The sequence below is a fragment of the Pseudomonas sp. GL_135 genome (assembly GCF_057834665.1).
On record NZ_CM174408.1, the window covers coordinates 5,494,911 to 5,507,869 of the forward strand.

At 60.4% G+C, this 12,959-nt stretch carries 12 protein-coding genes; 6 read left to right on the plus strand and 6 right to left on the minus strand.

From position 1 onward, the window contains the following. Positions 1–107 precede the first annotated feature (107 nt). Positions 108–1,418, plus strand: a complete 1,311-nt coding sequence (locus tag AC3ISG_RS24325; protein ID WP_122534157.1) for an NAD(P)/FAD-dependent oxidoreductase — start codon at positions 108–110, stop codon at positions 1,416–1,418. Positions 1,419–1,456: 38 nt separating this feature from the next. On the opposite strand, the gene AC3ISG_RS24330 is transcribed toward AC3ISG_RS24325, so the two are convergent. Next, positions 1,457–1,690 carry a DUF1127 domain-containing protein gene (locus AC3ISG_RS24330; RefSeq protein WP_489298165.1) on the minus strand — a complete coding sequence of 78 codons (234 nt, stop codon included), beginning with the start codon at positions 1,688–1,690 and terminating at the stop codon, positions 1,457–1,459. Positions 1,691–1,867: 177 nt separating this feature from the next. On the opposite strand from AC3ISG_RS24330, the gene AC3ISG_RS24335 reads away from it, so the two are divergent. Beyond that, positions 1,868–3,295, plus strand: coding sequence for an aminotransferase-like domain-containing protein (locus AC3ISG_RS24335; RefSeq protein WP_489298166.1), 1,428 nt, complete (start codon positions 1,868–1,870; stop codon positions 3,293–3,295). Between the two features lie 92 nt (positions 3,296–3,387). Beyond that, positions 3,388–4,977, plus strand: coding sequence for a phospholipase D family protein (locus AC3ISG_RS24340; protein ID WP_489298167.1), 1,590 nt, complete (start codon positions 3,388–3,390; stop codon positions 4,975–4,977). Here the strand turns inward: AC3ISG_RS24340 and AC3ISG_RS24345 are convergent. Both AC3ISG_RS24345 and AC3ISG_RS24350 read right to left on the minus strand, forming a co-directional pair. Further along, a complete protein-coding gene (locus AC3ISG_RS24345) occupies positions 4,974–6,119 on the minus strand; it encodes an MFS transporter (RefSeq protein ID WP_489298168.1) in 1,146 nt (381 codons plus the stop codon). The genes AC3ISG_RS24340 and AC3ISG_RS24345 overlap by 4 nt on opposite strands. A 109-nt stretch (positions 6,120–6,228) precedes the next feature. After that, positions 6,229–7,722 (minus strand): aldehyde dehydrogenase, encoded by a 1,494-nt coding sequence (locus tag AC3ISG_RS24350; protein WP_489298169.1) that lies wholly within the window; start codon positions 7,720–7,722, stop codon positions 6,229–6,231. A 259-nt stretch (positions 7,723–7,981) separates the two neighbouring features. On the opposite strand from AC3ISG_RS24350, the gene AC3ISG_RS24355 reads away from it, so the two are divergent. After that, positions 7,982–8,344, plus strand: coding sequence for a cupin domain-containing protein (locus AC3ISG_RS24355; protein WP_074893116.1), 363 nt, complete (start codon positions 7,982–7,984; stop codon positions 8,342–8,344). Between the two features lie 60 nt (positions 8,345–8,404). On the opposite strand, the gene rpmG is transcribed toward AC3ISG_RS24355, so the two are convergent. Together rpmG and rpmB are read right to left on the minus strand one after the other, a co-directional pair. After that, positions 8,405–8,560, minus strand: a complete 156-nt coding sequence (rpmG, locus tag AC3ISG_RS24360) for a 50S ribosomal protein L33 (RefSeq protein ID WP_010225867.1) — start codon at positions 8,558–8,560, stop codon at positions 8,405–8,407. 11 nt (positions 8,561–8,571) lie between these two features. Continuing rightward, positions 8,572–8,808, minus strand: coding sequence for a 50S ribosomal protein L28 (gene rpmB / locus AC3ISG_RS24365; RefSeq protein ID WP_037016669.1), 237 nt, complete (start codon positions 8,806–8,808; stop codon positions 8,572–8,574). A gap of 363 nt (positions 8,809–9,171) precedes the next feature. On the opposite strand from rpmB, the gene AC3ISG_RS24370 reads away from it, so the two are divergent. Next, positions 9,172–10,761: an ABC transporter substrate-binding protein gene (locus AC3ISG_RS24370; RefSeq protein ID WP_489298170.1), complete on the plus strand. Its 1,590-nt coding sequence runs from the start codon at positions 9,172–9,174 to the stop codon at positions 10,759–10,761. A gap of 178 nt (positions 10,762–10,939) precedes the next feature. On the opposite strand, the gene radC is transcribed toward AC3ISG_RS24370, so the two are convergent. Next, on the minus strand, positions 10,940–11,614 hold the full coding sequence (gene radC, locus AC3ISG_RS24375; protein ID WP_122534164.1) for a RadC family protein: 675 nt from the start codon (positions 11,612–11,614) through the stop codon (positions 10,940–10,942). Between the two features lie 132 nt (positions 11,615–11,746). Between radC and coaBC the strand changes: the two genes are divergently transcribed. Next, positions 11,747–12,955 (plus strand): bifunctional phosphopantothenoylcysteine decarboxylase/phosphopantothenate--cysteine ligase CoaBC, encoded by a 1,209-nt coding sequence (gene coaBC, locus AC3ISG_RS24380; protein WP_122534165.1) that lies wholly within the window; start codon positions 11,747–11,749, stop codon positions 12,953–12,955. Positions 12,956–12,959 lie beyond the last annotated feature (4 nt).

The following is a 12,959-nucleotide window of genomic DNA, read 5'->3' on the forward strand; positions in this document are numbered from 1 at the left end:
CTGCGACTGACACCCGGCTGATGATCCACCGGCATTTTCTTGCCCGGGCACCCTGACCCCGCTACCCTCCGTAAAATTTTCCAAACAGTGCTCTCGGGATATTCAACATGAATGCTCGGTCTCCCCAGCCCGGATTGTCTGATCACGCGGCCTCTTACTACGCCGCCACCCGCCATCCTCAGGCTGACTACCCTGCTCTGCACGGCGAGATCAAAACCGACGTCTGCATCATCGGCGGCGGGTTTTCCGGGCTGAACACAGCGATCGAGCTGGCTGAACGCGGCTTGAAGGTGGTGCTGCTGGAAGCACACAAGGTCGGCTGGGGCGCTAGCGGTCGCAACGGCGGGCAGCTGATCCGTGGCGTCGGCCACGATGTAGACCAGTTCAGCAATATCATCGGCGAGGACGGCGTTCGTCAGCTCAAGCTGATGGGCCTCGAAGCGGTGGAAATCGTCCGCGAGCGCGTCAACAAATACCAGATCGACTGCGACCTGACCTGGGGCTACTGCGATCTGGCGAACAAGCCCAAGGAATTCGAGGGTTTTGCCAAAGACGCAGAAGAATTGCGCAGCCTGGGTTACCGACACCCGCTTGAATTGATTGAAGCGGGCAACCTCCGCAGCGTCATCGGCTCGCCCAACTATGCCGGTGCCATGCTGGACATGGGCTCGGGCCATCTGCATCCGCTGAACCTGGCGCTGGGAGAAGCCGCCATCGCCCAGTCACTGGGCGTGCAGGTGTTTGAACACTCGGCGGCGACGCGGCTGGAATACGGGGCAGAGGTCAATATTCATACAGCTCAAGGGCGGGTGCGCGCCAGCACGCTGGTGCTGGGCTGTAACGCTTATCTCAATGCGCTAGATGGGGAGTTGAGCGGCAAGGTCCTGCCCGCCGGCAGTTACGTCATCGCCACCGAGCCACTGAGCGAAGAGCTCGCCAGCCAGCTGATTCCACGCAATACCGCGATGTGCGATCAGCGCGTGGCGGTCGACTATTTTCGGCTGTCGGCTGATCGACGCCTGCTGTTCGGCGGCGCTTGTCACTACTCAGGCCGGGACCCGAGCGACATAGCCGCATACATGCAGCCGAAGATGCTAAAGGTGTTCCCTCAGCTCAAAGACGTGAAAATCGATTTTCAGTGGGGTGGAATGATCGGCATCGGCGCCAACCGCTTGCCGCAGATCGGGCGACTGCACACGCATCCGAACGTGTTCTACGCCCAGGCGTATGCGGGGCATGGCTTGAACGCGACGCATCTGGCGGGCAAGTTACTGGCTGAGGCGATCAGCGGCCAACACAGCGGCGGGTTCGAGCTCTTTGCCAAAGTCCCTCACATGACCTTCCCCGGCGGCAAACATTTGCGCTCGCCGCTGCTGGCGCTGGGTATGTTGTGGCACCGTTTCAAAGAACTCGTGTAAAGAAACCCGCCCCTGTGAGGCCGACTGCGTTAAGGGCTTCATTCGCGCCAGAACGGCTTGAGCCCTTCATGGCGCGCCTGCTCACTGCTCAAGCCAATATCCTTCAGCTGCTCGTCAGTCAGCTTCAGTAACGCGCGCCGACTGGCCAGGCGATGCTGAAACAGCCCCCACATCCCTAATCCTTCCGGCGCACCAATGCGCGAGCTCCCGTCCTGCTCCCGGACCAGCTCACCGGCATACAGCGTTAATCGAACATCACTTATTCCGCTCATTTCCAGACACCTCATGGTGGGTTTCGAGTGAATTCATGATGTGTCTGTATGGAAAACCATTACAGATCCAAAGAATTATTATTCTTTGCATACAGATTGGTTTCTAACCGGGCTGAATGCTGTATTTTCCCCACATCTGTATCGGTTACCGATCGTTCCGCCTTGTGGGATTACGCCATGACCCTCTACGTCAACCTCGCCGAATTACTCGGCACGCGCATCGAAAACGGCTTTTATCGGCCCGGGGACCGACTGCCCTCGGTGCGTGCGTTGAGTCTTGAGCACGGCGTCAGCCTGAGCACGGTGCAGCAGGCGTATCGATTGCTGGAAGACAACGGCCTTGCACTGCCACGCCCCAAGTCCGGGTATTTCGTACCGGCTGACCGCAAGACGCCTGCCCTGCCTGCGATCGGCCGGCCCGCGCAACGCCCGGTGGAAATCTCCCAGTGGGATCAAGTGCTGGAACTGGCTAGGGCTGCTCCCAGCCCGGACGTGGTTCAACTGGGTCGCGGGATGCCCGACGTCACCAGCCCGACCTTGCGCCCACTGACCCAGGCGCTGGGCAGGATCAGCCGCCGCTCGGACATGCCCGGGCTGTATTACGACAACATCCACGGCCGGCGCTGCCTGAGGGAACAAGTCGCGCGCCTCCTGCTGGACTCCGGCACCAACATCGACCCGGACGACCTGGTGATCACCACTGGCGCTCAGGAAGCGTTGGCGATCTGCATCCGGTCGGTGTGCCAACCGGGCGACATCGTTGCAGTCGACTCACCGAGCTTTCACGGTGCCATGCAGGCGCTCAAAGGGCTGGGCATGAAAGCCCTGGAAATCCCGACAGACCCGCTTACCGGCATCAGCCTCGACGCACTGGAGCTGGCGCTGGAACAGTGGCCGATCAAAGCCATTCAACTGACCCCGAGCTGCAACAACCCGCTGGGCTACATCATGCCGGAGGACCGCAAACGCGCACTGCTGACCCTCGCACAACGCTTCGATGTGGCGATCATCGAAGACGATGTGTATGGCGACCTGGCCTACACCTACCCTCGCCCGCGCACGATCAAATCCTTCGATGAAGACGGCCGCGTCCTGCTCTGCAGCTCGTTTTCCAAGACGTTGGCGCCGGGATTGCGCGTCGGCTGGGTCGCCCCCGGGCGATACCTTGATCGCGCCCTGCACATGAAATACATCAGCACCGGCTCCACCGCGACCCAGCCGCAACTGGCGATTTCCGATTTTCTCAAGGCCGGGCACTACGAGCCGCATATGCGCCGGATGCGTGGCCAGTACCAGCGCAGTCGCGACCTGATGACCGGCTGGGTCACGCGTTATTTTCCAGAGGGCACCCGTGTGAGCCGTCCCCAAGGCGGCTTCATGCTGTGGATCGAATTGCCGGAGGACTTCGACTCGTTGCGCCTGAACCGCGCGTTGCAGGGGCAAGGCGTACAGATTGCCGTGGGCAGCATCTTTTCAGCGTCAGGCAAATACAGAAATTGCCTGCGCATGAACTTCGCCGCCAAACCAACCGCGCAAGTCGAAGATGCTGTGCGCAAGGTCGGGGCTGCCACGGCGTTGCTCATGCAGCGGACCGACCCTGCATGACCTTTGCAGCTAAACCTTCTGAAGCTTTTAACCTTTTGGGGCTTTTAACCTTTAGGAGAAAGCGCGGTCATATCGCCATGACTGATTTTCGGATGATCGCGTTGACGAACTTACGGGCGGTGCCCCTCCTTCTGGCTCTCGCCCTCGGCCTCAGCGGTTGTGCGCACACGCCCGCCCCCGACGGCCCGAGTCAGGCGCTGCCAGCGGCGCAGTCTTCGTTCGGCCGCTCGATCATGGCCCAGGCGGCGCCTCACGAGGGCCGTTCGGGCTTCCGCCTGCTGCCCAACAGCACCGAAGCCTTCATGGCCCGCGCCGAGCTGATTCGCAACGCCAAAACCAGCCTGGACCTGCAGTACTACATCGTTCACGACGGCCTGAGCACGCGGGCACTGGTTGACGAATTGCTCAAAGCTGCCGATCGCGGCGTTCGCGTGCGCATCCTGCTGGACGACACCACCAGCGACGGGCTGGATGAAGTCATCGCCACACTCGCTGCGCACCCGAACATTCAGATTCGCCTGTTCAATCCGCTCAATCTGGGCCGCAGCATGGGCGCCACCCGTAATCTGGGCCGGCTGTTCAATCTGTCCCAGCAGCATCGACGCATGCACAACAAGTTGTGGCTAGCCGATGGCGCCGTGGCCATCGTCGGCGGACGCAATCTGGGTGACGAGTATTTCGACGCCGAACCCAATCTGAATTTCACCGACATCGACATGCTCAGTGTGGGGCCTGTGGCCGAACAGCTGGGTCACAGCTTCGATCAGTACTGGAACAGCACGCTCAGCAAGCCGATCAACGACTTTCTCTACTGGCCGCCCGATCGTAAGGACCTGACCAAAGCGCGCGCACTGCTGGCCGAGTCGCTGGATCAGGCCCACGTTGAGAAGAAGGCCCTGTATGAACGGCTGATGGACTATCGGACTCACCCGCGCATGAAGACCTGGCTCAATGAGCTGATCTGGGCGCACAACCAGGCCTTGTGGGACGCCCCCACGAAGGTGCTGTCACGGGGCGAGCCTGACCCGCACCTGCTGCTGGCGACCCAACTGAGCCCTGATCTGGGCAACGTGCATAAGGAGCTGATGCTGATCTCGGCCTACTTCGTGCCCGGGCAGGAAGGCTTGGTGTACCTGACCGGGCTCTCCGATAAAGGCGTGTCGGTGAACCTGCTGACGAATTCGCTGGAGGCTACCGATGTGCCCGCAGTGCACGGCGGCTATACGCCTTACCGCCGCGCGCTGCTGGAACACGGCGTGAAGCTGTTCGAGCTGCGCCGGCAGCCAGGCGACCCGAGCAACGCTCAAGGCAGCGGCCCGAGATTTCTGCGCACAAACCTGATCAAGGGCGGCTCGGAGTCGAGCCTGCACAGCAAGGCGATGATCTTTGATCGACAGAAGATGTTCGTGGGTTCGTTCAATTTCGACCCACGGTCAGTACTGTGGAACACCGAAGTCGGTGTGCTGGTCGACAGCCCCGAGCTGACCGAATACCTGCGCGAATTGGCGCTTCAGGGTATGGCGCCGGCCATCAGCTATCAGGTCAAGCTCGAGAATGACCGGTTGGTGTGGGTGACAGAGGACAACGGCAAAATCCACACGCTGTCCAGTGAACCCGGCGACTGGTGGCGCCGGATGAACGCCTGGTTCAGCACGGCCATCGGCCTGGAAAAGATGCTTTAAGCCGACACCGCTTGTGCCCCAAAAGCCTTGGGGCGCTGGGACAGGATCACCAGCCCCAGCGCCCCAGCCGCCATCAGCAAGGGCAGCGCCTGACCGCTGACCCACTGACTACCAGCGCCAGCCGCCAAAGGGCCGAGCAGGTAACCGATCCCCCAGAGCTGAGCGACGTGGGCATTGGCGCGCACCAGGGCGTCATCGCGGTAACGCTCGCCAATCAGAATCAGCGAGAGGGTGAACAGCCCGCCCGCGCTGGCGCCGAACAGCACCCACAGCGGCCAGATGGCGAGGGTGTCGACCAGCATCGGAATCGCCAGGCTCGACACCATCAGCACCAGCGCACAACCCGAAAACAGTCGCCGACGCGACACCCTGTCGGCCAGCGCACCAATCGGCAGTTGCAGAAGCGCGTCACCCACCACCACGGTGCTGACCATCGCCAGGGCCACGTCGGGCGTATACCCCTGCTGCAGGCAATACACCGGCAGCAAGGTCAGAATCATCGCTTCAAATCCTGCGAACAACGCGATGGCCCACGCAATGGCCGGCAAACTCCGACAGAAGCCGCCGAGATCGCGCAGCGTTACATGGCTGGATTCCGCGCTCGGCGCGCCTGTTCTGCCCAGTAATAAAAGCGGCGATACCGCCAGCAACAGGGTGCCGACCCAGAACCCGTAATCGGCTTCCGTGCCAATGAAGCCCAGCAGCACCGGCCCGCCCAACTGACTCAGCGCGTAAGAACTGCCATATAGCGCCACCAGCTTGCCGCGCAGCCGTTCGATGACCAACTGGTTGATCCAGCTTTCGCCGAGCACGAACACAATGGTCAGGATCATGCCGAGCATCAGTCGCAGAACCAGCCAGATCCAGTAATTGGGCAATAACGCCAGTAAACCTACGGAAACCGACCCGGCCCACAGGCACAGCCGCATCAGGTTGGCGGTGCCGAGGTTTGAAGCGAGCCTGCTGGCAAGACTGGCGCCCACCAACACGCCGATCGCGGGCATCGCGGCCATGACGCCAATGGCAAACGCGCCGTAACCCCAGGCTTCCAACCGCAGCGACACCAGCGGCATGCTCACGCCCAACGCCAGGCCGACGCTCAACACCGAGGCCAGCACAGCGAAATAAGTACCCCAACGCATCACCACGCTCCTGTGGCTCAAAAGAACGAAACAAAACAGCCGGGCTTTGAGGTAAGCCCGGCTGCATTGGTTTTTTACAGCGACTGAGTGTTGAAGCGCGCGCGGCCGCTTACAGCTTGATCCACGTCGCCTTCAGCTCGGTGTATTTATCGAACGCATGCAACGACTTGTCGCGCCCGTTGCCGGACTGCTTGAAGCCACCAAACGGCGCTGTCATGTCGCCGCCATCGTACTGGTTGACCCACACGCTGCCCGCGCGCAACGCCTTCGCGGTCAGATGCGCCTTGGACAAGTCAGCCGTCCACACCGCCGCAGCCAGGCCATAAGGCGTGTCGTTGGCAATCTGAATGGCTTCTTCAGCGGTATCAAAGGTCAGTACAGACAGCACCGGCCCGAAGATCTCTTCCTGCGCGATCTTCATGGCGTTGGTCACGCCGTCGAAAATCGTCGGCTCGACGTAGGTGCCGCCGGTCTCCTGAAGAATGCGCTTCCCACCCACGACCAGCTTGGCGCCGTCGGTGTGGCCGGCTTCGATGTAAGACAGGACGGTGTTCATTTGCTGGGTATCGACCAGCGCGCCAACGGTTGTCGACGGATCAAGCGGATTGCCCGGCTTCCAGGCTTTCAGCGCATCGATCACCATCGGCAGGAATTTCTCTTTGATCGAGCGCTCGACCAACAGGCGGGAGCCGGCCGTGCAGACCTCGCCCTGGTTGAAAGCAATGGCGCTGGCCGCGGATTCCGCCGCCGCTTGCAGATCTGGCGCATCGGCGAAAACGATATTCGGGCTTTTGCCGCCGGCTTCCAGCCAGACGCGCTTCATGTTCGATTCGCCCGAGTAGATCAGCAACTGCTTGGCGATCTTCGTCGAACCGGTAAACACAGCGGTGTCGACATCCATGTGCAGCGCCAGCGCTTTACCCACGGTGTGGCCGTAACCGGGCAGCACATTCAGCACGCCGGCCGGAATACCGGCCTCAATGGCGAGCTGAGCGACGCGGATCGCTGTCAGCGGGGATTTTTCCGACGGCTTGAGGATCACCGAGTTGCCGCTCGACAGCGCAGGACCCAGCTTCCAGGAAGCCATCAACAGCGGGAAATTCCACGGCACGATGGCCGCTACAACACCGATCGGCTCGCGAGTCACCAGGCCCAATTGATCGTGCGGCGTGGGCGCCACTTCGTCATACAGCTTGTCGATGGCCTCGCCGCTCCAGCTCAACGCCTGAGCGGAACCGGGAATGTCGATGCCGTAGGAGTCGCTGATGGGCTTGCCCATGTCGAGGGTTTCGAGCAGCGCGAGCTCTTCGACGTTCTCGTTGATCAGCGCGGCCAGACGAAGCATGGCTGCCTTGCGCTTGGCCGGCGCCAAACGCGACCAGACGCCGGAATTGAACGTAGCCCGGGCGTTTTCGACGGCGCGTTGCGCATCGGCGGCGTCACAACTGGCGACATGGGCGAGGAAGCGGCCATCGACCGGACTGATGCAGTCGAACGTCGAGCCGGATGCGGCGTCTGTGTATTCACCGTTGATGAAAGCACGGCCTTCGATTTTCAGATCCTGGGCGCGTTGTTCCCAGTCAGCATGAGTCAGGGTGGTCATGAAACGTCCTCCTCTAATGAAATAGGCGCGTCTTCGCACTCCAATCGGGCTTCAGGACAGGGCCTGACGCGTCATCGGATCGGCCGAAGGCATTCGCCACCCTAAACCAGCATTGGGCGAATTTCCAATATATTGGACATAAGTGGGCGAAACCTGACCGGATCGTGCATTTTATTCAACAGCCGCCCGGGCTTGCCTGCGCTTTCCATCCGGCCCTCGGCGAGCAACAATCACGCAGCGCCCACTTCAGGAATCAGATATGAGCATCGAAAGCATCGTCGACTTCAGCGAAGCCACTACCGCAGCGGAGCGTTTCACCCCTGCCGCTGAAAAGATTCTCAAAGGCGAGCCTAACCAGACGGTTTACAACCACTACAACAGCCCATGCGGGCAGCTGAATGCAGGTGTCTGGGAAGGGGAAGTCGGTCAGTGGAAAGTGAACTACACCGAGCATGAATACTGTGAAATCGTGCAGGGCGTCTCGGTCCTTCGCGACGAAGAAGGCAAATCGAAAACCCTGCGCGCGGGCGATCGATTTGTGATTCCCGCAGGATTCAAAGGCACGTGGGAAGTGCTGGAGGCATGCCGCAAGATCTATGTGGTGTTCGAACAGAAGGCCTGAATGATCGCCCACAAAAAAGCCCGCATCGCTGCGGGCTTTTTTGTAAGACGCAAAAATCAATTACTTGATTTTGGCTTCTTTGTAGATCACGTGCTTACGAACAACCGGATCGAATTTTTTAATTTCGATTTTGTCCGGAGTCGTGCGCTTGTTCTTGTCGGTGGTGTAGAAGTGGCCGGTGTTAGCGGTCGACACCAAACGGATCAATTCACGCATGATTTTCTCCCTTAGACCTTCGCGCCAGCACGGCGGATTTCGGCCAGAACAACCGTGATACCACGCTTGTCGATGATACGCATGCCTTTAGCAGATACGCGCAGACGTACGAAGCGTTTCTCTTCTTCAACCCAGAAGCGGTGATGCTGCAGGTTTGGCAGGAAACGACGACGGGTTTTGTTGTTTGCGTGGGAAATGTTATTCCCGGTTACCGGACCCTTACCGGTAACTTGACATACTCTCGACATGCCTCAGCCCTCTAAAACCACATGCCCAACCCGGCATGGGTTGGCCGCTTAATCTCTCAGTCATTTGGCGCCAGGCGCCGCGTTTCTTCAGGGGTCTTACCGGCCACACCTGCGGTGAAGGCAGCGGGCCCCTAGAAAAGAGCGCTGCTTTATACCAGAAAGCCCCCGGTGCAACAACACAAACCACGAATTGCCTGCCAGATAGCCGCGTCATTCAACCCGGTAACGCCAGCGGCGTTAGGCGCGGCGGGAAATATACCACTCGTCGCGCAGCGGCGATTGTTCTGCGCCAATCGATGGTCTAGGGTTACTGACTCTCCAGACTGCGCCGGCAGATGGGCTCTCTCTGAAAGGAAAATCGCCATGCGCCTAGCCGTTCTACCCCTGTTGCTCGCGTCCCTGTCCACGCCATTACTGGCCCAGGCGGCAACGACGCTGAGCGTCTGCACGGAAGCCAGCCCCGAAGGCTTCGACGTGGTGCAGTACAACTCGCTGACCACCACGAACGCGTCGGCCGACGTGCTGATGAATCGCCTGGTGGACTATGACGCCAAGGACGCCAAGCTTGTCCCGAGCCTGGCGCAGAGCTGGAATGTGTCGCCTGACGGGCTGACCTACGACTTCAAACTTCGCGCTGGCGTGAAATTCCATCACACCGACTATTTCACCCCCACGCGTGAGCTCAACGCTGATGACGTGGTGTTCAGCTTCCAGCGCATGCTCGATCCGGCCAATCCGTGGAATAAGGTCGCTGTGCAGGGCTTCCCCCACGCGCAATCCATGCAATGGCCATCGCTCATCAAGAAAGTCGAAGCGACCGACGCCAACACAGTGCGCATCACTCTGGATCACCCGGACGCGACTTTTCTGGCGACGCTCAGCATGGGTTTCGCTTCTATTTATTCCGCCGAGTACACCGCGCAGCTGTTGAAGGCCGGCACTCCGGAGAAGCTTAATAGCCAGCCAATCGGCACCGGCCCATTCGTCTTCAAACGCTTTCAGAAAGACTCGGTGGTGCGTTACGAGGCCAATCCGGATTACTTCGCCGGCAAGCCCGCCGTCGATACGCTGGTCTACGCGATTACCCCGGACGCCAACGTTCGCCTGCAACGCATTCGCCGCAATGAATGCCAGGTTGCCCTTTCTCCCAAGCCGCTGGACGTCGCTGAGGCCGCGAAGGATTCAAACTTGAGGGTCGAAAAAACCGACGCCTTCATGACCGCTTTCCTGGCGATCAACAGTCAGCATCCGCCGTTGGACAAGCCGCAAGTGCGTCAGGCAATCAACCTGGCGTTCGACAAAGACACATACCTGAAAGCGGTGTTCGAGGGTTCGGCGCGCCCGGCCAACGGCCCGTATCCGCCTAACACCTGGGGCTACGCCAATGACCTGCCGGGCTACAAGCATGATGTGGCGAAGGCAAAGGAACTGCTGGCCAAGGCCGGGCTGAAAGACGGCTTCAAGACGACGATCTGGACTCGGCCGTCGGGTAGCTTGCTTAATCCCAACCCGAACGCCGGTGCTCAACTGCTGCAGAGCGATCTGGCCGCGGTAGGGATCAAGGCAGAGATCAAAGTCATTGAATGGGGTGAGCTGATTCGCCGTGCCAAAACCGGTGAGCATGACCTGCTGTTCATGGGTTGGTCGGGTGATAACGGCGATCCGGATAACTTCCTGACGCCTCAGTTCTCCTGCGCCGCGGTCAAGTCCGGCACCAACTTTGCCCGCTACTGCGACGAAGGGCTGGACAAGCTGATCAGCAAAGGTAAAGCGGTGACCGATCAGGCCGAGCGCAGCAAGCTGTATCACCAGGCTCAAGAGCAGATCCAGAAGCAGGCACTGTGGCTGCCGCTCGCACATCCAACGGCCTATGCCCTGATCCGCAAGAACGTCGAGGGCTACAGCGTCAGCCCGTTTGGTCGTCAGGATTTCTCAAAGGTATCCGTGAAGTAATTCGCCAAGACTCCGGAGTAAGCGCACGTTCCCCGTAGACCGGCTTCAGCCGGGAAGAGGCCGGTTTGCACACCGATAGTTTTGCGGTGTGACCGCCAGCGTCTCCCGGCTAAAGCCGGTCCTACATTCGTTCGGCGGCCAGCCCTAGAATCTCCGTGATTAGCCAGTCCTAATGCCGCTACATCAACCCATACTCAACCATCGACAACGGATCGCCGTCGCCGATGATCAAGTGATCCAGCACCACCACGTCCACCAGCGCCAGCGCCTGCTTCAGATGCCGCGTCAGGTCAATGTCGGCTTCGCTGGCATCTTTGACGCCGGAAGGATGGTTATGACAAAGGATCAAGCCCGCCGAGTTGTGGGCCAGTGCCCGCTTGACCACCTGCCGCGCATGGACATGCGCCGTGTTGATCGAGCCGTGAAACAGCACTTCGAAGGTCTGAACCCGATTCTTGCTGTCGAGAAACAAGCAGCCGAAGACTTCATGCTGCTCGTGCCGCAACAGCGCTTTGAGGTAGCGCCGCACCTGAGTCGGATTTTCCAGGACGGAATCGCGCTTCAAATCCTCGCCCATGTTGCGCCGGGCCATTTCCATGACCGCCTGCAACTGCGCGAACTTGGCGGGCCCAAGGCCCAGTTCGCTGCTGAATGCCGTCAGGTTGGCTTCGAGCAACGCACGCAGACTGCCGAACTGATGCAAAAGGTGCCGGGCCAGGTCCACGGCGCTTCTCCCCGAGACGCCCGTGCGCAAGAAAATCGCCAGCAATTCAGCGTCCGACAGACTCGACGCCCCCCGTTCCAGCAGCTTCTCCCGCGGACGCTCTGCCGCCGGCCAATCGCGAATACTCATAGCAGCTCCCTGTCTGTGGCGCCGCTGTTCCCGTGCGGTCGCTGTGCTATCTTAGCCGCTCTTTTTTGCGCGACAGTCAGGCCTGGGGAGGCGTAATGATTGCCGCGTGTTAACCGACCTAAAGGCAGGCCTATGCAGCGGCTGTATCGAAAACGCATCGTTCTCGGCGTCGGCGGTGGCATCGCGGCCTACAAGAGCGCCGAACTGGTCCGCCGTTTGCGCGACCACGGTGCGGAAGTCCGCGTCGTCATGACCAAAGGCGGCGCTGAATTCATCACCCCGCTGACCATGCAGGCCTTGTCCGGCCACCCGGTTCACCTCGATTTGCTCGACCCCGCAGCCGAAGCTGCCATGGGCCATATCGAGCTGGCCAAGTGGGCCGACATGATCCTCATCGCACCGGGTACCGCCGACCTTATGGCCCGTCTGGCCCAAGGCATTGCCAACGATCTGTTGACCACCGTGGTGCTGGCGACCGACGCTATCGTCGCCGTCGCGCCCGCGATGAATCAGGCCATGTGGCGCGACCCCTCCGTGCAGGCCAATCTGCAATTGCTCGAACAGCGCGGCTTTCGCATGTTTGGCCCGGCCAGCGGCAGCCAGGCCTGTGGCGACGTCGGCTACGGGCGCATGCTCGAACCCAATGACCTGGCGCAATCAGCCGCCGATTGCTTCCAGCGCCTGACGCTGACCGGCAAGCACGTGTTGATCACCGCCGGCCCGACCCAGGAAAACATCGATCCGGTTCGCTACATCACCAACCACAGCTCCGGAAAAATGGGTTTCGCCCTGGCCGAAGCCGCTGCCGAAGCGGGTGCGCGTGTCACTCTGATCACCGGCCCGGTGAACCTGCAGACGCCTGACCGGGTGTCGCGCATCGACGTTGTCAGTGCCCGCGACATGCTCGCCGCCTGCGAAGACGCCATGCCTTGCGATCTCTTCATCGCCTCCGCAGCCGTTGCGGACTACCGGCCGGAAGTCGTCGCCACACAGAAATTGAAGAAAGATCCCACCACCGGCGATGGTCTTCTGCTGCAGATGGTCCGTAACCCGGACATTCTCGCCACCATTGCCCAGCGCCCGGATCGCCCGTTCAGCGTCGGCTTCGCGGCCGAAACCGAACACCTGCTTGATTACGCCGCTCGCAAGCTCAAGGACAAGAACCTTGACCTGATCGTCGCCAATGACGTCGCCAATCCCACTATTGGCTTCAACAGCGAAGAAAACGCCTGCAGCGTGATCGACCGAGCGTTGCAAGCGACGCTCTTCGCCCAGACCAGCAAAGCCAAGATCGCGCGGCAGCTGGTGACTTTTATTGCCGATCGCATGAACCAGGTTTAATCAC